We start from the raw sequence: 17,685 nt of genomic DNA on the forward strand, positions 1-17,685 counted from the left end.
CCAAACCGGTCCTCGCCTGAGGCCAAATCTGCGTCGGCGGCCTCCTGACATCCGCTCCCGCCACCAATTTCCCAAGCTCAATCAATCTGCAAAACAAAACCCCGCCGAAAATCGACGGGGTTCGTCAGCAGTCTGAAGGCCGCCCACGAGGCGGCCTTTTTCGTTCATGTTCTCTGTTGTTGCTGCGGGGCAACACCACACGCTTCAGATGAATGCACGCTGCTGGCGATACCGAACATTGATGATTATCTGCTCGATATCACATTGCGCAGGGTCGTTTGGAGGCGTCGGTGGGTGTGGCATTCACGATGAGGGGCGTGGTCGTTACCGCGGCGCTCTTGCTTGCCGCGGCCGGTGTGGCAGAGGCCGGACCCGATCTCGGCAACTGGCGCGTCGACGCAGGCAACGACGGTCAGGTCACCGCGTCGCTATACGCCACCAACAAGCTGATCACGGGCGGCGGCGCGCTGGGCTACAGTCCGGTGCTGACGCTGGCTTGTCGACCGGGCGGCGAACCGCGTTGGAGCGAATGGCTGCAACTCAACGATTCAGTCTCCGCCAGCCGCAAGATCACCATGTCGGTCATGGTCGATGGCGGCGGCAAGTTCGATGAAAGCTGGTCTGTCGGCCCACGCGGTAAAATGCTGGTCAGGGACGGAGCGGATGGCATCAAGCGGCTGGTTTCGGCGAGCCGGCTGTTGCTGTCATGGCGCTTCGGCCTGCTGTCGGGACGCGGCGAGGCCGATTTCGAACTCGCCGGACTGTCCGAGGCGATCGGACAGATGGCTGCAAGCTGCAATACCGATCCGCCGTGAGTCTCAGTACACGGCCTAAAGGGCGTCGCGAGGAGCCGGACTCAGGCGACGCGCTTTAGACTAGGTCCGTGTTTTGATGCATGTCGTTCTGCCAGAACCGCTGCGCAGCTTGGGCGACGTGCACCTTCGCACAAATTGCCGTTTCTACCCATTGGCTTGATACTGTGGTATGTAGATGCCGCAATTCCATTGGTGGGACCACGGATATTCCGCTGTACCGTGCAGGCCGCCCCAGCGCAGCTGGCGTGGTGCGGATCGTCCGGCGCAGATGACGGATCGATCAGGGAGGAATGCCATGCGCGCAATCGCACTTTTCATCGCCTCGGCGGCCACGATCTTCATTGCAAGCCCTTCGCGGGCGCAGGATGCAGCCGCAGGCGAGAAGGTCTTCACCAAGTGCAAGGTCTGCCACATTGCAGACCAGGACCAGAACAAGGTCGGCCCGTCTCTGCACGGCGTCATCGGGCGCACGGCGGGCACGCATCCCGGTTTCACCTTTTCCCCTGCTATGATCGAGGCCGGAAAATCCGGCATCAAATGGGATGAGCCCACGCTGACAAAGTATCTTCAAGACCCCAGGGGCATGATCAAAGGGACGAAGATGGTGTTTCCCGGCCTCAAGAACGATCAGGACGTAGCCAACGTCATTGCTTACCTGAAACAGTTTTCGAAGTAAGCGGGCCCTTCCAGGCCCGTCGGTGGCGCCGGCTCGCTCCGACCGAGGGCGGCCGGCATGACGCTGCTGGAATGCCGCCGCCGGCCCTGTCATGCAGGCAGCGCAAAGAATCCCAGCACCAACAGAATGGCTATGCCAAGGCCGAGTATGAGAAGCGTTCGCGTGTCCATGACGTTCGCCTTCGACCAGGCGCATGACCCGGAAATCGGGAAAGGATCACGGGCCAATCAAAGTGATCCAGCCTCCTTTGCGCGTACCGGAGGCGCTGCGTTGCAGCTGTATAAGAATACCGCAAAAAAACCTCTCGAACCAGCGTGGAGCTCTGGCCGGCCACCGCACCCTCGTTCCAATGAAAAGAGACAAATCGGGCGCAATGGAGTATGTTGGCTGCCGGTGCAGGTCGCGGTTTTGCGTGGCCAACATGCAGAGCGGTAGCACCGCGAATCCGCGACCTTGCCGGACCCTGGTCTGGAGGATTGGTCATGGCAAGCTTTCACGTCATTGCAGGCGCTAGCGAAACGCTCGAGCATACCAGAGTGAGAAAGATCGGCATTTCCGATCTTTTCGACGCGCTCAGGCGCGGTGTCGACGATTTCATGGTGAAACCTTCGCACATCGTGTTTCTGTGCATGATCTATCCGCTCGTCGGCGTGGTGCTTGCTACCTGGACATCGGGAGCGAACGCGCTGCCACTGCTGTTTCCGCTGGTGTCCGGTTTTGCGCTGATCGGCCCATTCGCGGCGATCGGTCTTTACGAGATCAGCCGCAGACGGGAAGCCGGGCTCGATGCATCCTGGCGCCATGCCTTCGAGGTCAGGAACTCCCCGGCGCTGCCGGCCATCGCCGCGGTCGGGATCATGCTGTTCGCGATCTTCATCGCCTGGCTTTTGACCGCCAAAATCTTCTACGAGCAGCTGTTCGGTCCCGCGCCCCCGGCATCGCTGTCCAGTTTCATCGCTGAGATATTCGCCACCGGGCGCGGTTGGACCCTGATCGTGCTGGGTCACGCCATCGGATTCGTCTTCGCCGTGGTCGTGTTGTGCACCACCGTGGTGGCTTTTCCGCTGCTGCTTGATCGCGATGTCGGCGCCTACGAAGCCATTCACACTTCCGTACGCGTAGTGCTGGCGAACCCCATCGTAATGGCCGTCTGGGGACTGATCGTCGCCGTTGGGCTGATCGTCGGCTCACTGCCGGTGTTCGCAGGGCTGGCGGTTGTGCTGCCAGTCCTCGGCCATGCCACCTGGCACGTGTATCGCAAGGTCGTGGAAGCGCCGGCCGCCGCCCCAGGACCGGCGAACTAGCAAACCCTGTCGAGCACGGGCGGGAGTGCCGGTGTCTCACAGGGCCGGGTGGCTGAAGCGTGCCCGACGCGCGCCTGTGGTCAGGTCGCGGAAATCCTTGCCGCTGACATGCACAAGGGTCTTGTGGTCGCCGCCCTCGAAATAGATATCGGCGGCATCGCCGAGGCTTTCGTCCAAAATGACCGGCACGTCATAGGCCGCGCCGATCGGCGGTACGGCGCCGATATCGCAATCATCGAAGAGCGAGACCACCTCTTCCTCGGAAGCGAGCCCGAGGCGCTTGTCCATGACGTCCTGGAGCTTGGCGAGTTCGATCCTGTGGGTGCTTGGGACCACGGCCAGCGCATAGCCGAGCTCGTGGTGAACGACCACGGACTTGGCCATCATGCTGCCGGGCACGTGGGCGGCAATGGCGGCCTGCCTGCTGGTTGCAGTCCGATGATGCGCGACGGTGTCGTACGGGATTCCCTTGCCGTCTATGAAATTCCTCAGTCTGTTCGCTATCGTCATTTTCCGCGTCCTTTGCTTGAGTTCACGACGCATATCAAAACCAAACCGCCGGTTGTTTCGAGGCACCGGCCATTTCGGGCTGATTAGGCTGCGGTTTATCCAAACCGCGCGTCAGGGGCCGGGCCCGAAAAACGCGATACGGGTCAGCAGCGTATAGTCGGCCTCGAAGACCATCATCGCCACGAAGACCAGCACCAATATCGGCGGCAAGATGATCGCATACATCATCGCCAACCGTTCCCAGGCCATGTGCATGAAGACGGCCACGATCAGTCCTGCCTTGAGCATCATGAAGATCAGGATCAGCGACCATCTGAGATAGCCGTGCAGGCCGAAATAGTCGACCATATAGGAGCAGGCGCTGAGTATGAACAGCCACACCCAGACCACCAGATAGAGCTTGATCGGGTGTTCCTGGTGCGTGTCCGATTTGCCGGCGGTCGCCGCATCGTGGGTGGAGTGCAGCGCCTGTTGTCCGAGACCGTTTGCGGTTGCTTCAGCCATTTCGTCCTCTCAGCAAAGCCTGCCTCTCACCAAAGATAGAAGAAGGCGAAGATGAACACCCAGACCAGGTCGACGAAGTGCCAGTAGAGTCCCATGATCTCGACATTCTCGTACTGGCCCCGGCGACTGGTGAAAAACCCTGGACGCCCGATGTCGTAATCGCCGCGCCAGACTTTTCGCGCCACGATGATCAGGAAGATGACCCCGATCGTGACGTGCGTGCCGTGGAAGCCGGTGATCATGAAAAAGCATGAGCCGAATTGCGCGGCTCCCCAGGGATTGCCCCAGGGCCGCACTCCTTCGGTGATGAGCTTGGTCCATTCGAAGGCCTGCATGCCGACGAAGGTTGCGCCGAGCGCGGCGGTCAAAAGCATCAGGATCGCGGTTTTGCGGCGATCGCGGCGGTAGCCGAAATTGACCGCCATGGCCATGGTGCCGCTGCTGGAGATCAGCACGAAGGTCATGATGGCGATCAGGATCAGCGGGACCTCCGACCCGCCGATGTGCAGCGCGAAGACCTTGCTTGGGTTGGGCCACGGCACGCGCGTCGACATGCGGGCGGTCATGTAGGAGAGCAGGAAGCAGCCGAAGATGAAGGTGTCGCTGAGCAGGAAGATCCACATCATGGCCTTGCCCCAGGACACGTTCTTGAACGCGCGCTGATCCGAGGCCCAGTCGGCGGCAATCCCGCGCCAGCCCTGGGGGCGATCCAACTGGCTGCTATCCGTCAGTGTCGTCTCGGCCATCGCCAGTCTCCTAGGTCAGCAGCCGTTGGCAAATGCTCACGAATGTCGCCGCCCAGCCGGCCAGGACGGCGAAGATGCCGAGCCAGACGAAAAGCAGGAAATGCCAGTACATCGCGCAGAGCTCGATCCCGAGGCGAAGCCGCTGCGGCCGGCCGCCCGTCCAGGCGCCGATGCTCGTCCTGCCAAGGCCGACCAGCCCGCCTAGTATGTGCAGGCCGTGCATGGCGGTGATCAGATAGAAGAAGCTGTTGGCCGGGTTGGAGTCCAGCAGGTAGCCGTCATCGGTCAACTGCCGCCACGCGATCAGTTGGCCGATCAGGAAGGCGAGGGCGGTCAGCCCGGCCGTCGCAAGACCGAGCCTGACCATGTCCGTCTGGCCTCTGCGCGCCGCGATCACGGCGCATTGCAGCGCGACGCTGCTCAGCACCAGCACGCCGGTGTTCAGCCAGAGCAGGCGCGGCAGCGGCAGAGGCCGCCAGTCCGGCAGACCCATGCGCATGAAATAGGCGCTGGTGAACAGCGAAAACAGACAGCCGACAACCGCGAGGAAGACACCGAGGCCGATCTTGGCGGTGGGCAGGGCCGATCGCTCGAGGCCGACGAAATCCCCGGCCAAGCCTTGCTCGAGCCACGGCTTCGCGGTCAGCCGCTGGTGCGAAAGCCACCATCCGGCAAAGCCGGCGATCACCAGCAGGAAGACCAGGATGACGCTCATGCCGGCTCCCTCGATGGGATGAAGGAGCCCGGCACGTTCTGCGGGATGAAATCCTCCTTCGCGCCCGGCACGCTGTAGTCATATGCCCAACGATAGACGATCGGCAGTTCCTTGCCGAAATTGCCGTGCGCCGGCGGCGTCTGTGGCGTCTGCCACTCGAGCGTCGTTGCCCGCCACGGATTGCCGCCGGCGTCACGGCCGTGACGGATGCTCCAGATCAGGTTGAACAGGAACACCATCTGGGCGAAGCCGACCAAGAAGGCCATGATGCTGATGAACGAATTCAGATGATGGGCCGACTCCGTCATGATCGTCATGTCTGTCAGTTCGGCGTAGCGGCGCGGTACACCAATCAGGCCGATATAGTGCATGGGGAAGAAGATCAGGTAGGCGCCGAGGAAGGTGACCCAGAAGTGAAACTGGCCGAGCGCCTCGTCCAGCATCCGTCCGGTGACCTTCGGATACCAGTGATAGATCGCGCCGAAGATCACCAGGATCGGGGCGACACCCATCACCATGTGGAAATGGGCAACGACGAACATCGTGTCCGACAGGGGAACGTCGACGACGACATTGCCGAGGAACAGCCCCGTCAACCCGCCATTGACGAAGGTGACGATGAAGGCGAGCGCGAAAAGCATTGGTATCGAGAGATGGATGTCGCCGCGCCACAGGGTCAGCACCCAGTTATAGACCTTGATGGCGGTCGGAACGGCTATGATCAACGTCGTCGTGGCGAAGAAGAAGCCGAAATAAGGGTGCATGCCGCTGACATACATGTGGTGCGCCCAGACCACGAAGCTCAGGGCGCCGATCGCGATGATCGCCCAGACCATCATTCGGTAGCCGAAGATGTTCTTGCGCGCATGCGTGCTGATGAGGTCGGACACGATGCCGAAGGCCGGCAGGGCCACGATGTAGACTTCCGGATGGCCGAAGAACCAGAACAGATGCTGAAACAGGATCGGGCTGCCGCCACTGTGCTGCAACTGTTGGCCCATCTCGACGATCGCCGGCATGAAGAAGGAGGTGCCGAGCGCGCGGTCGAGCAGCATCATCACACAAGCAACGAACAGCGCCGGGAAGGCGAGCAGAGCCATGACGGTGGCGGTGAAGATGCCCCATACGGTGAGCGGCAGGCGCATCAAGGTCATACCCCGCGTGCGGCCCTGCAGCACCGTCACAACATAGTTCAAGCCACCCATGGTGAAGCCGATGATGAACAGGATGAGCGAAGAGAGCATCAGGATGATGCCCCAGTCCTGGCCACCGGGCGTGCCGGTCATGATCGCCTGCGGCGGGTAGAGCGTCCAGCCGGCGCCGGTCGGTCCGCCGGGCGCAAAGAAGCTTGCGACGAGAACGAGCACCGCCAACAGGTAGACCCAGTAGCTCAGCATGTTGACATAGGGGAAGACCATGTCGCGGGCGCCGACCATCAGCGGGATGAGATAGTTGCCGAAGCCGCCGAGGAAGAGTGCGGTGAGCAGGTAGATCACCATGATCATGCCGTGCATGGTGATGAACTGGTAGTAGGCCTCCGGAGTAATGAAATCGAACGTGCCGGGGAAGCCGAGCTGCAGGCGCATCAGCCAGGACAGGAACAGCGCTACAAAGCCGATCGCCGTTGCCGTTGCCGAATACTGGATCGCTATGACCTTGGCGTCCTGCGAGAAGACGTATTTCGTCCACCAACTGTGCGGATGGTACAGTTCCATTTCCCCGACTTCGGCGGGGGGAACGGCATCTGCGGGTGTGACGTCGACCATGGGAGCACCTCCCTGTTCAGCGGGCCTCGACAGTTTCGACTTTTGCCCCGACGTCCAAAGCGGACGCCATTGTCTTTCCTGGCAGCGGGTTCGCCGAGCCCGTTTGCTGAGGCGCCGACAGTTGCGCAAAAGTCTGCTGCTGCCCGAGCCAGGTCAGGTAATCCTGCTCGGTGTCGACCATCACCATGCCATGCATCAGCGGATGTCCCTGGCCGCAGAGCTCGGCGCACAGGACCTGGAAGGTTCCGGTCCTTGTTGGAGTGAACCAGAAATAGGTGACCGATCCCGGGATCATGTCCATCTTGGCGCGGAATTCCGGGATGTAGAAATCATGCAGCACGTCGATCGAACGCAGCAGCATCTTGACCGGTTTGCCGACCGGCAAGTGCAGGTCCGCCGCCTCGACCACGACGTCGTCCTGGCCGTTGGGATCCTTTGGGGCGATGCCTAGCGGGTTCTCAGCGGCTACTTCACGGGTGTCCGAAGTGCCGAGCTTGCCGTCCTTGCCCGGCAGGCGATAGCTCCACTGCCATTGCTGAGCAACGACCTCGATTTCGGTCGCATCGCTCGGCACGTTGACGAAGCGGCTCCAGACGAACAGGCCGGGAACGAGCAAGGCGGTGACGCCGATCGCAGTGACGATCGTCAGCCACCATTCGAGACGCTTGTTCTCCGGTTCGTATACCGCGCGATTGCCTTCGCGATGGCGAAAGCGGAACACGCAATACGCCATGAAGAGCACAACGGCGGCAAAAACGACGCCGGTGATCCAGAAGCTGATGATGATGGTGTGGTCGATATAGTCCCAGTTCGAGGCAATCGGCGTCCACCACCATGGGCTCAGGAAGTGGAACAACACCGAGCCCACGACGATCAAAACGAGTACAAGCGCGATGGCCATGTCCCGTCCTCCGGTATTTCATGGGAGCGCGAAGCATCCAACGCCAATACCAAGCCGCATCATGCTCGATTTCCGGTTGAAATTCCAGAGCCGACTAGCTGATGTGCAAAACGTTGCTGCGCGCCCGGACCTTTTGGGGCGGGGGGCCTTGGCGCAGCGGGCCCTTCGTCGAAGCATTGCCCTTACGGACGATGTGCAGAGGGCTGAATGGCCGGCTTGATGCCGCTGGCGGGTAGATCAACTAGTTCATTTTAGGCGTGCGGACGGCTGCCCTGGCCTTTTGCCGGCGAGATTTGACCGCCTCCAGCAGTTCGCGTTCGCTGGTGTGAGCATTTCGAAAGATGGCCACAACCAATACCGCTAGAATTTCGGCGCCCGGGTCCAAAGGATCGAGCTGTTCATCTGCGCAGACCTGATTGAACACGCGTTCGCAAACGGCCAGATCGAGAGGGCTAAGGCAGGTGCGATTGAAACGCCGACGCAGCATTTGAGCGAACCTTTCAGCGCCCGCCGCCCGTGCTTTGCGGCGGGGCCTTGTCACCGAGGCTTGAAAAGATGTTGTCCCCAGCTTCTAGTAACGTTACTCCATGCTCGGCGATTGTGTTGTCAATAATCCCAAAATCTGTGCGCAGTCCCGAGATCTATATTGGCCGACTCGCATGAGCTGGTAATAGTCTTGCCGTTTGTTGTCGGGTATACGAAAGCCGCGTCGAAAGTCAGCCGCCTCTTTCGGGGCGCGAGTGCAGCCAAGTTTGCTGGCGCTGACTTTCAAACTCGCCAGTGAGCATCCGAGCTTTGCCGCAATGTCTTTCAATGGCTCGTTGTTGACATATCCATCAAGAATTATCTTGCGGCGAGCTTCTCCTTTGACTTTTTCATTCATTACCTGGTCTCCTCAACGTCGCTTTCACGATGTCGGAATCTATAGGCGCCGGTCTGAAGTGTGTCGTTAGCCTCGTATCCAGAAACTTATCTCGGGATGCATTTCTTATTGTAACCCAGCGTGATCGACGATGCGGTCCACAGGCTTGCCAGATCCCGGGATACACCACATGATTGCGGGGGCATGGGCATACCGGAATCGGATATGGCACCACGCGCGATGGACGCTAAGGAGCAAGACGAGGCGCATACCGGGCCTGTACCGGAGCGTGAGCGACGGCGTTGGCCTCGCGACGTTCAACCCGACAACGAGGCGGCTCGGCCAATCGCGCCGGCACTGGAACCGCTGTCCTTTTCAACACTCGAACTGGCAGCAGAGGATCAATTCCCCGCTTGGCAAGCGCATGTGGCACCGCTTGTCGAGGTCAGGCTGCCGGATGACAAATCGCTGGACGACGGCTTCCCCGCAGCGCACAAGGCTTGGAATCTCGGCGGCATGCTGATCGTCGAACAGCGGACGCCGGCGCACAGTTATATCCGTTCCGCCGCAAAGCTTCGGTCCAGCTCGATCGATCATTGGTATGTCGTCTTGCCACATACCGGCCGGTCGTGGACGGAGGTCAATCGCCGTGTCGCGGAGGGCCAGCCGGGCAAACTTGAGATCAGGTCGCTAGGTTACCCGTTTCGCGGGAGGATGACCGAATCCGAAAGTCTCGTTCTATATTTGCCGCGTGATTTGTTCGCCGACGCGGCGGCAACCCTCGACGCAAACAACAATTCAATTCTTTCCGGCAATTTTGCAAACCTTTTGATCGACTATGTCGACGGCATCGTAACAAGACTGCGCAGCCTCACCGCTGACGACCTGCCTCGCATCGTACACGCAACCCGCAGCATGATCATTGCGTGCCTAGCGCCGCCGGCCGAACATGCGGCTGCGGCCGAACAACTGGCGAGTGTCGCGCTGATGGAGCGGGCCCGTCGATACGTCCAGAACAACCTGGAAGCGGCTCATCTGACGCCGGATTCAATGTGCCGGGCGCTCGGTGTTTCGCGATCTCGTCTCTACCAGCTGTTCGAACCGAGCGGTGGGGTGCTCCATTACATTCAAAGTCGCCGACTTCTAGCGGCCCATGTTGCGCTCAGCGATCCGGCGGACAGCCGGCGCATCGTTCAAATTGCGGAGGCCTTCGGGTTCAGTTCAGCGGCAAATTTCAGCCGGGCGTTCAGCAAGGAGTTCGGTTACAGCCCCCGCGAAGGGCGCAGGACGACGGTGTTGCCGCGCCCCGCCCACTCTGTTTCGCTTGGCGAGCACGAGAAGACCTCCTCGTTTGAAGGATGGCTCAAGGCGCTTGGAAGCTGATCATAGCATCCGCGGCGGACGTTTCATCAGTATGCCCGGAGTGATACTGGATCCGGCGACAATCCTTGCCGGGCAAGCGATCCTTGGCTGGCGGTACCCCATTGGGCAAAATCCCTGGCGAGAGATGCCGTGCCGATCGAGATATGTACGCCCGGATAAGTATCTGGATGCGCAGCTAACGACAGCGCGGCCTTATTCGTAGATGTTCGCTGTGACTTAGCGGGGGGCTCGGCACAGGCGGCAGGTTTCCAAGTTGGGGGGAATATCGCACCGCCTGTGCCGACCGCGCCGCCGCAAACCGTCAAAGGCGTAAGTGAGTTAGCGTGCCAAGGCCGAGGCGGCCGGTTGGTGTTCATTCCGCCGCAAAATAGCTTAGTGGGGGCTCGATGGCTTAGTGGGGGCTCGGCACAGGCGGCAGATGTCCAAGTTGGGGAAATCGGATCGCCTGTGCCGCTCGCGCTACCGCTATCCGTCGAAGGTGTGGCGTAGTTGAGTAAGCGTGCCAATGGCCGGGGGGCGGCTGGCCGGTGTTCATTCCGTCGCAGAATGGCTTAGTGGGGGCAAGGCACAGGCGGCAGGTGTCCAAATGGATACCAGGTCGCCTGTGCCGCTCGCGCCACCGCTATCCGGCAAAGATGGTGGCGTAGTTGAGTCAGCGTGACAAGGTCGACGACGAACGGCTGGAGTTCATTCCGCCGCAGATACCAACTCTTGTCGAGCGGCCGCCCGAAGATGAAGGGTGGGTCCACGAGGCCAAATTCGACGGCTACCGCACGCAAATCATCATTGATAAGAACGGCGCGCGTCTTTACAACAAGAACGGACGCGACTGGACGACTAAATACTGGCCCATCGCGCTAGCTGTCGACCTGCCATGCCGGGCTGCCATTCTCGACGGCGAGGTGATTGTCTCAGGCGAGCGGGGCTCGCCCGGTTCTCCTGCGCTGGAAGCCGCGATCTGGAACGAGCCGAGCCGGCTGGTGTTCGTCGCTTTCGACATCCTCCACCTCGACGGCCGCAATCTTATCCCCTTATCCCTGCTGCAGCGCAAGCAAGCGCTGTGGCGACTGGTTGAGCCTGGCCTCGGCAAGATCCAATACAGCGAGCATTTTGAGGGCGACGCGCTCGCGATCTTTCGCGCCACCGAGAAAACCGAGCTCGACGGCGTCATCTCGAAACGCGCCGATAGCCCCTACCAGAGCGGACCGTCGAAAACGTGGCTCAAAACCAGATTTTTGAGAGAGCCGATCTCGAAACACTAGGTCTGTGATCGAGCCCAGGCCGCGAATTCCGCTCTGTCCTGTGGATCGCAATATTTCGAATCACGCCTGGCGCGACGCCGATTATCTGTCGATTCGCGATTTATTAACAATGAATGAACGTCCATCGTGGAATAACCTGCCCGCCAATCACAGCGGAGGATCCATTGCAATTACAGCGCATGCAGCGCTTGTTGAAATAGCGAGTTGAAAGTTTGCCAAGCTTGTTACTTATGCTATTTCTAAACTGGGGGACGCTAATTTTCACCGCCTACGGAGGTGGCTTTTGCGTTCAGAGGCATCAGGCGTCGGCACGCAGAATGAGGAGTCTTCCTCAAGCGATGGTTCACGTGCCGGCGAAGCGCTTCTCGCTAACCTGTTGGCGAATACGACCGAACTTCTATCGTTCTATGATAGCGACTTCCGCCTAACTCACTACGCCGCTAGGCTTAAACGCCTGTACGGAGGTGCGGTGGTGCCAGGCGCCGCCATTTGGGAGATCTATCCAAGCTTCCTCGATACGAGGTGCCGCGACGAATTTCTTCGGGTGTTCCAGGGCGGCTCTGCGGCAAGCATTGACCTGCCGCGCTCATCGGGCGAAGCGCCCCGCTCCGTTTTCGTCTTCGGCACTGCAGATGGCGTGGGAATCATTGAATCCCGGGAGCAGGGGGAGCGCAGCGCGGCGCAGGAGCAGGAGCATATGATTCTGCTCCATCAGGCGACGCACGACGTGCTGACCGGACTGCAGAATCGACGGCGATTCGGTGAGCGGCTGCAGCAAGCGCTGGCGGCCATCGGCGGATCTCAGCCAAAAGCCGCCCTGCTGCAAATCGATCTTGACGATTTCAAAGCGGTCAACGACACGCTCGGCCATGGGGCAGGCGACACGCTTCTGCAACTCGCGGCAGGTCGAATCCGCGACGCGCTGGAGGACGGCGAATCTGCGTACCGGTATGCCGGCGACGAGTTCGCCGTCATCCAATTGGGCAAGGAGCAGCCCGCGGAAGCCGAGCGCCTCGCCACATCGCTGGTCAACGCGTTCAAGGACCCTTTCGTCATCAACGGCATTCCCGTCTTCGTCGGTTCAAGTATCGGAATCGCTTTCGGGCCGGAGCACGGGACCGATGGCGAGCAGCTGATGAAAGCCGCAGATATTGCTCTTTACGCAGCCAAGACGGATGGTCGCGGCTGCGCTCGAACGTTCAATCGCTCGATGCTGTTGTTGCTTGAGCAACGCGAAAATCTGAGGCGCAGCCTTCGAACCGCGCTGGAGCGGGGCGAGCTTTACCTGGACTATCAACCGCTCATCAGGCCTCCTTCGTCGGTGATTGGTTTCGAAGCGCTGCTGCGGTGGCGGCACCCCGAGATAGGAATCATTCCGCCCGGCGTGTTCATTCCGATCGCCGAAGCGGACGGTCTGATGGAAGAAATTGGACGATGGGTGCTCGAGCAAGCTTGTCGCCAGGCATTGGCCTGGCCTTCCGCGCTGACAGTCGCAGTCAACCTCTCGCCGGCTCAGTTCCTGAGCGGTTCGCTGACGGACACGGTCGCTCAGATCATCGACGCAGTTGGAATCCGGGCTGAAAGGCTTGAACTCGAGATCACCGAAACGGTTCTTCTTGAGAAGACTATAGACAATATAGATACATTGAATACGTTGAACGTCCTGGGAATACGAATCTCGCTCGACGATTTTGGAACATACTATTCATCCTTGAGCTACCTTAAGAATTTTCCGTTTGATACCTTGAAGATAGATCAATACTTCATCGCGGACCTGGAGACGGATCTGAAGAGTCAAACGATTGTGCGATCGATCATAAGTCTGGCGCACGGCCTGGGAATAAGCGTCACCGCCGAGGGGGTCGAGACGTCGGCGCAGGCACGGTGGCTGATCAAGGAAAATTGCGATTACCTGCAAGGCAATTTCATGGGACGGCCGCTCGGATCCGAGGCAACCGGCGATTTCATCAGGCGGTCGCCGCCGAAGGGGCTGGAAGCGATGGAGGAATCAAATCGGGCGCGCTAGCCACTTGCACCGTTTGTAAATCGGAGGGCTGTAAAAACGATCGAGCTAGATGCCGCGCAATGCGGGACTGGCTCATCACGAGGCGGTCAAACTTCCGTCCCGGAGTTCATCGCGTCACCTGGGCTCAAATACGGATGGAATAGGAGAGGATGCGGATGGGATCTGTTCATCATGACCCGGTTGGCGAACCGACTTTTGAGCCGATGATCCAGTTCGACATGGAAATCAAGACTTTTGTCTCCGCTTGGAAACACTGCGATTATGTCTCGACGTACATAGCCCGGATGATCAGTCAAAACAGATCAGACTCGGTGCGGCATTCGAATCTCTTTTCCTCTGCGTTCAACGAATTACTGGAAGTCGCCTTTCGTACCCGCCACGCCGACGGCGAACTGGCATGCAGGGTGTCTCGCCATGGCGCGACGGACAGGATCGAGCTGACATTTCCCTGCATGCCGGAGGAGCGCCAATTCTACGAAGAAGCCGTTTCGCAAGTCGTGGGATTTGAGGCCAAGGAGCGATATCTCAATTCTGTGTCTGGGGATCTGGCGCCCAGCCGGGAGGTGGTACTCCTGGAACTAGCTGTCGACTACAACGCGGCACTCAGGGTCGAGGAGGCCGACGGCGATGCGATCACGCTCGTCGTGGATCTTCCGCTTGAGGGCCTGCAACATTGAGCCCTTACAACCCGCACCCGCGCTTCAAGGCGCAATACGATGCGAACAACCAGGAGTTCTCCATATCTGGAGTGGTCCGGCCTCAGGCGATCGATGAGCTTGGGCCCAGCCTGGCATTGCTTCGCGATGCGATCGGCCGAGTACGCGGCGTTCTCTACGTCAATGTCAGACGCTTGGCGCAGATGAACAACGCCGCATTTCACGCTTTTTCGAGGATCATCATCGATGCCTGTCGCGCTCGACCCGATCTCAAATTTGTTGTCATCACGTCGAGCGTCGTCGGATGGACCTCGCGAAAATTCGGTCGGCTGAGCGGAATCGAACCGAACATCACGGTCGAGGAGTATGACAGCGAATTCTATCCAGGGCAGGGCTTCCTCGAGGAAGGCGGGTTCGTTCCAATCCTGCGCACGCAGACAAAGATGACCTGGCGCCACGAGCGTGCAATCCTGCCGCGGCATGGCATGAGACCCGGGATCGTTATGGCCGACATCTGTTGCGGGATCGGCGATTTCGCCGTGCTCGTGCAGAAAGAGTTCCAGCCGTCGCGGATTGTCGCCCTCGACCACTCCATATCAAGCCTGGACTACGCCAGACGCGTGATGCGGGAGTTCGATATCCGGGGCATCGAATATACTTATGGCGATGCCTCGGAAATGCTGCTCGACGAGGAGCAGTTCGACTTGGTCACCTGCCGACATTCGCTTCAAATCTTCAATCGACCGGAACTCATCCTCAAGGAACTCTACCGCATATGCAAGCCAGGCGGGCGGGTCTACATCACCAACGAGAAGAATTCGCATTGCCTCGGCGAGCCGCGCGCCGAAAGCATCCGTTGGACATACAATGAAGTGGCGAAGCTGTTCGCGCATTTCGAAATGGACGTTGAGCTCGGGCCCAAGAGTCGCCGATATCTGATCGAAGCCGGATTCGACGACATACGTGTCGAGACCTTCACGGTCACCAACTTGGACGGAGATGCGCAGGACTTCGCCGATGTCATTGTAGCATGGGCCGATGTGTATGCCGGCGAGATGGCAACCAAACGCGGCGACGGGCCGGAGTTCGTTGCACGGTTCCGGCAGGGCTTCCAGGATCACATATTCGCTGCGCTACACCCCAAGGGTTATGCGGGTTGGCCGATCTGGGTCGCATCGGGGCGAAGGCCGCAATGAAAGCCGACGATCAGCCTACACCGCGCTTCGGCCTGCGCTCCTTCCGGGCGAAATTCGTATTGGTCGTCGGCGGCGCCGTGCTGTTCGACCTCCTGCTGAGCGGTGGCCTGGCGCTCTGGAACGTTCAAAAGCTGTCGCGCGACGCCACGTCGGAAGTCGGTGAGGGCCTGACCACCGCAAACCAGGAATACATTCGCTCCTATGCCGACTCGACAGCGTTAAGCGTCGACCTCCTGCTCGATCGAGTTCATGGGGACGTGAAAGCGCTGGCCGGCGTCCTGCAGGCCCAGACCGACGATCCGAGCCGGCAGCGACAGGTCGGAGCAACCCTTTCGCATGAAGCACCCGGCTCGGTGAAGGTCGTCTATGACGCGAAGGGCGATTGGGCGCAGAACCTGCCGGGCGCGCCTTCCGTGATTAGCGTCTGGGGCTACCTGCTGGGCGCCGACCACACGCCGCTGCCGAGCGTTGAGCAGGAAATCGAAGACAGTACCGTTCTGGATCTCGTCGCGCCGACCCTTATGGCCAGCGGATCGCCAAAACTGCAGATGTACTATATTGGTCCGAAGGAACGGCCGATCTTCAGGACGGTACCGTATACGGACCAGGCGCAGACCTTCGATCGACTCTATCCAGGCCACAACAAGGCGGAGTTCTGGGAGTTCTTCTTTCCGGGGATCTACGGGTCATGGCAGCAATGGGCGAGGGATCCAGCCTCGCGTCCAGTCCCCGACGACATCACTCAGACGGCGCCCTACACCGATGCGATCACGGGAAAGCTGATCGTCAGTTTCTTCCACCCGCTGTGGACGCGGGACCGTACCGGTATCGCCGGTGTAGCGGGTGCAGACATCACTCTCGATCAGCTCGCGGAAGTCGTCGAGCGCGTCAAGATCGCCGAAACCGGGTTCGGCTTCCTCACCATGTCGACCGGCAATGTAGTGGCGATCAATCCATCGGGCGAGGCGATCATAGGCCTGACTTCGTCCAACGATGCGGGCACGCAGGGCGTCACCGGGCTGGAGAGGTCGCTGCGGGGAAGCACGCAGCCGGCCATCGCGTCGCTGCCGCTCGACCAGAACAATGACGGTGTCATTCAGCATATCATGCTCGACAACAAGGGCGAACACGTACCCTACATAGTTGTCCTCAAAAGATTGAAGCCGACCAATCTGTGGAGCTCGGGACCGATCAAGTCTGAAACGATGTCGGTCGGAATCGTCGTTCCAGAACGCGAAATCTATGCGTCCCTGGTCGCCGCGCAAAAGAGTATTTCCCGCGCGACCAATCGTATCCTGCTCTTTCAGGTCGCCGCCATCGTCGTTTCGCTTCTGATTGTCTTTGCGGCAGTGCTCGGGATCTCCAAGCGGATCACGGCCGGCCTCAGGGCGCTTGCCAGCGCCGCCCAGAGGCTACAGTCCAAAGATTATTCGGTCCGCGTTCGCGTTCCAACGCGCGACGAGGTTGGAGCGGTCGGAGTCGCCTTCAACCGTATGGCCGAGCAGATCAGCTTTCACACGGAAAACCTCGAGCAACTCGTCGACGAACGAACCAGGGAACTCGGCGACGCAAATCAGGAGATTTCCGCGCTCAACGAAAAGCTGCGGGACGAGAACGTCCGTCTCGGCGCCGAACTCGCGGTCGCCAGGCAAATCCAGATGATGGTCCTGCCGAAACCGTTCGAACTCGAAGCGATTCCGGGGCTGGAGATCGCGGCCTACATGCGGCCGGCCGACGAGGTCGGCGGGGACTACTACGATGTCCTGCAGAACGGATCACGGGTCAAGATAGGCATCGGCGACGTGACCGGTCATGGTCTCGAGAGCGGCGTGCTGATGCTGATGGTCCAATCCGTTGCACGCGCGCTGCAGGAGGCCAACGAAGGCGATCCGCACCAGTTTCTGGTTCGTCTGAACAGAGCCATCTACAAGAACATCGAGCGGACGAACACCGACAAGCATCTCTCGCTGGCCTTTCTCGACTTTGAGGATGGGCGGGTAACGCTATCCGGCCAGCACGAGGACATTCTGGTCGTGCGTGCGGATGGGGACGTCGAACGTATCGACACGCTTGATCTGGGTCTGCCCGTTGGCCTGGAGAACGACATCTCGCAGTTCGTTGACACGCGAGACATCGTGTTCGGGAGCGGCGACGTAATCGTGTTGCACACCGACGGTGTGACCGAGGCGGAAGATGAAGACAGAAGACTGTTCGGGTTCGATCGCCTCTGCAAGAGCGTGCAAAAGCGCCATGGCAGGAGCGCCGAGGACATCAAGACCGGGATCATCGAGGATTTGATGGCCCATATCGGAATCCAGAAGATCCACGACGACATCACACTCGTGATCATAAGGCATACGTAG

17 protein-coding genes are annotated in these 17,685 nt (G+C 59.9%); 9 read left to right on the forward strand and 8 right to left on the reverse strand.

Features of this window, described 5'->3' with window-relative positions; all coding sequences use genetic code 11:
- The first annotated feature begins 308 nt into the window (after nucleotides 1–308).
- The 3 genes from CK221_RS21695 (at nucleotide 309) to CK221_RS21705 (ending at nucleotide 2,795) form a co-directional block, all read left to right on the forward strand.
- The gene (locus CK221_RS21695; protein WP_067000878.1) at nucleotides 309–815 is read left to right on the forward strand and encodes a hypothetical protein; all 507 of its coding nucleotides are present in this window, start codon (nucleotides 309–311) and stop codon (nucleotides 813–815) included.
- 295 nt (nucleotides 816–1,110) lie between these two features.
- On the forward strand, nucleotides 1,111–1,491 hold the full coding sequence (locus CK221_RS21700; RefSeq protein WP_067000047.1) for a cytochrome c family protein: 381 nt from the start codon (nucleotides 1,111–1,113) through the stop codon (nucleotides 1,489–1,491).
- 482 nt (nucleotides 1,492–1,973) lie between these two features.
- Entirely contained in the window at nucleotides 1,974–2,795 is an 822-nt protein-coding gene (locus CK221_RS21705; protein WP_095779202.1) for a DUF2189 domain-containing protein, read from the forward strand.
- Between the two features lie 36 nt (nucleotides 2,796–2,831).
- On the opposite strand, the gene CK221_RS21710 is transcribed toward CK221_RS21705, so the two are convergent.
- The 8 genes from CK221_RS21710 to CK221_RS29915 form a co-directional block, all read right to left on the reverse strand.
- The gene (locus CK221_RS21710) at nucleotides 2,832–3,305 is read right to left on the reverse strand and encodes an aminoacyl-tRNA deacylase (RefSeq protein ID WP_095779203.1); all 474 of its coding nucleotides are present in this window, start codon (nucleotides 3,303–3,305) and stop codon (nucleotides 2,832–2,834) included.
- Between the two features lie 111 nt (nucleotides 3,306–3,416).
- Nucleotides 3,417–3,809 (reverse strand): cytochrome C oxidase subunit IV family protein, encoded by a 393-nt coding sequence (locus CK221_RS21715; protein WP_082980618.1) that lies wholly within the window; start codon nucleotides 3,807–3,809, stop codon nucleotides 3,417–3,419.
- Nucleotides 3,810–3,835: 26 nt separating this feature from the next.
- Nucleotides 3,836–4,555 (reverse strand): heme-copper oxidase subunit III family protein, encoded by a 720-nt coding sequence (locus tag CK221_RS21720; RefSeq protein ID WP_095779204.1) that lies wholly within the window; start codon nucleotides 4,553–4,555, stop codon nucleotides 3,836–3,838.
- A 10-nt stretch (nucleotides 4,556–4,565) separates the two neighbouring features.
- Nucleotides 4,566–5,270 (reverse strand): cytochrome c oxidase subunit 3, encoded by a 705-nt coding sequence (locus tag CK221_RS21725; protein WP_095779205.1) that lies wholly within the window; start codon nucleotides 5,268–5,270, stop codon nucleotides 4,566–4,568.
- Nucleotides 5,267–7,036: a cbb3-type cytochrome c oxidase subunit I gene (locus CK221_RS21730; RefSeq protein WP_095779206.1), complete on the reverse strand. Its 1,770-nt coding sequence runs from the start codon at nucleotides 7,034–7,036 to the stop codon at nucleotides 5,267–5,269. The genes CK221_RS21725 and CK221_RS21730 overlap by 4 nt, the downstream gene beginning before the upstream one ends.
- Before the next feature lie 16 nt (nucleotides 7,037–7,052).
- Nucleotides 7,053–7,937 carry a cytochrome c oxidase subunit II gene (locus CK221_RS21735; RefSeq protein WP_067000063.1) on the reverse strand — a complete coding sequence of 295 codons (885 nt, stop codon included), beginning with the start codon at nucleotides 7,935–7,937 and terminating at the stop codon, nucleotides 7,053–7,055.
- 241 nt (nucleotides 7,938–8,178) lie between these two features.
- Nucleotides 8,179–8,424 (reverse strand): hypothetical protein, encoded by a 246-nt coding sequence (locus tag CK221_RS29910; protein WP_143749085.1) that lies wholly within the window; start codon nucleotides 8,422–8,424, stop codon nucleotides 8,179–8,181.
- A gap of 93 nt (nucleotides 8,425–8,517) precedes the next feature.
- Nucleotides 8,518–8,820, reverse strand: coding sequence for a hypothetical protein (locus CK221_RS29915; protein ID WP_127214219.1), 303 nt, complete (start codon nucleotides 8,818–8,820; stop codon nucleotides 8,518–8,520).
- 204 nt (nucleotides 8,821–9,024) lie between these two features.
- On the opposite strand from CK221_RS29915, the gene CK221_RS21740 reads away from it, so the two are divergent.
- The 6 genes from CK221_RS21740 to CK221_RS21765 all read left to right on the forward strand — a co-directional run bounded on the left by CK221_RS21740 (nucleotide 9,025) and on the right by CK221_RS21765 (nucleotide 17,685).
- On the forward strand, nucleotides 9,025–10,182 hold the full coding sequence (locus CK221_RS21740) for an AraC family transcriptional regulator (RefSeq protein ID WP_245299691.1): 1,158 nt from the start codon (nucleotides 9,025–9,027) through the stop codon (nucleotides 10,180–10,182).
- A 647-nt stretch (nucleotides 10,183–10,829) separates the two neighbouring features.
- On the forward strand, nucleotides 10,830–11,444 hold the full coding sequence (locus CK221_RS21745) for a DNA ligase (protein WP_095779207.1): 615 nt from the start codon (nucleotides 10,830–10,832) through the stop codon (nucleotides 11,442–11,444).
- Between the two features lie 376 nt (nucleotides 11,445–11,820).
- Entirely contained in the window at nucleotides 11,821–13,470 is a 1,650-nt protein-coding gene (locus CK221_RS21750) for an EAL domain-containing protein (protein ID WP_095779296.1), read from the forward strand.
- A 155-nt stretch (nucleotides 13,471–13,625) separates the two neighbouring features.
- Nucleotides 13,626–14,147 (forward strand): ubiquinone biosynthesis methyltransferase UbiE, encoded by a 522-nt coding sequence (locus CK221_RS21755; protein ID WP_095779208.1) that lies wholly within the window; start codon nucleotides 13,626–13,628, stop codon nucleotides 14,145–14,147.
- Nucleotides 14,144–15,322, forward strand: a complete 1,179-nt coding sequence (locus CK221_RS21760) for a class I SAM-dependent methyltransferase (RefSeq protein ID WP_067000076.1) — start codon at nucleotides 14,144–14,146, stop codon at nucleotides 15,320–15,322. The genes CK221_RS21755 and CK221_RS21760 overlap by 4 nt, the downstream gene beginning before the upstream one ends.
- Nucleotides 15,319–17,685, forward strand: coding sequence for a SpoIIE family protein phosphatase (locus tag CK221_RS21765; RefSeq protein ID WP_095779297.1), 2,367 nt, complete (start codon nucleotides 15,319–15,321; stop codon nucleotides 17,683–17,685). Before CK221_RS21760 ends, CK221_RS21765 begins: the two co-directional genes overlap by 4 nt.

The organism is Mesorhizobium sp. WSM3868 (assembly GCF_002294785.1).
Taxonomy (GTDB): Bacteria; Pseudomonadota; Alphaproteobacteria; order Rhizobiales; family Rhizobiaceae; genus Mesorhizobium.

Bases quoted from the DNA above. Each gene is read 5' to 3' on its own strand.
- CK221_RS29915 (WP_127214219.1), bottom strand. From the start codon at position 8,820: ATGAATGAAAAAGTCAAAGGAGAAGCTCGCCGCAAGATAATTCTTGAT.
- CK221_RS21710 (WP_095779203.1), bottom strand. From the start codon at position 3,305: ATGACGATAGCGAACAGACTGAGGAATTTCATAGACGGCAAGGGAATC.
- CK221_RS21705 (WP_095779202.1), top strand. From the start codon at position 1,974: ATGGCAAGCTTTCACGTCATTGCAGGCGCTAGCGAAACGCTCGAGCAT.
- CK221_RS21720 (WP_095779204.1), bottom strand. From the start codon at position 4,555: ATGGCCGAGACGACACTGACGGATAGCAGCCAGTTGGATCGCCCCCAG.
- CK221_RS21730 (WP_095779206.1), bottom strand. From the start codon at position 7,036: ATGGTCGACGTCACACCCGCAGATGCCGTTCCCCCCGCCGAAGTCGGG.
- CK221_RS29910 (WP_143749085.1), bottom strand. From the start codon at position 8,424: ATGCTGCGTCGGCGTTTCAATCGCACCTGCCTTAGCCCTCTCGATCTG.
- CK221_RS21765 (WP_095779297.1), top strand. From the start codon at position 15,319: ATGAAAGCCGACGATCAGCCTACACCGCGCTTCGGCCTGCGCTCCTTC.
- CK221_RS21700 (WP_067000047.1), top strand. From the start codon at position 1,111: ATGCGCGCAATCGCACTTTTCATCGCCTCGGCGGCCACGATCTTCATT.
- CK221_RS21755 (WP_095779208.1), top strand. From the start codon at position 13,626: ATGGGATCTGTTCATCATGACCCGGTTGGCGAACCGACTTTTGAGCCG.
- CK221_RS21740 (WP_245299691.1), top strand. From the start codon at position 9,025: ATGGCACCACGCGCGATGGACGCTAAGGAGCAAGACGAGGCGCATACC.
- CK221_RS21695 (WP_067000878.1), top strand. From the start codon at position 309: ATGAGGGGCGTGGTCGTTACCGCGGCGCTCTTGCTTGCCGCGGCCGGT.
- CK221_RS21735 (WP_067000063.1), bottom strand. From the start codon at position 7,937: ATGGCCATCGCGCTTGTACTCGTTTTGATCGTCGTGGGCTCGGTGTTG.
- CK221_RS21725 (WP_095779205.1), bottom strand. From the start codon at position 5,270: ATGAGCGTCATCCTGGTCTTCCTGCTGGTGATCGCCGGCTTTGCCGGA.
- CK221_RS21715 (WP_082980618.1), bottom strand. From the start codon at position 3,809: ATGGCTGAAGCAACCGCAAACGGTCTCGGACAACAGGCGCTGCACTCC.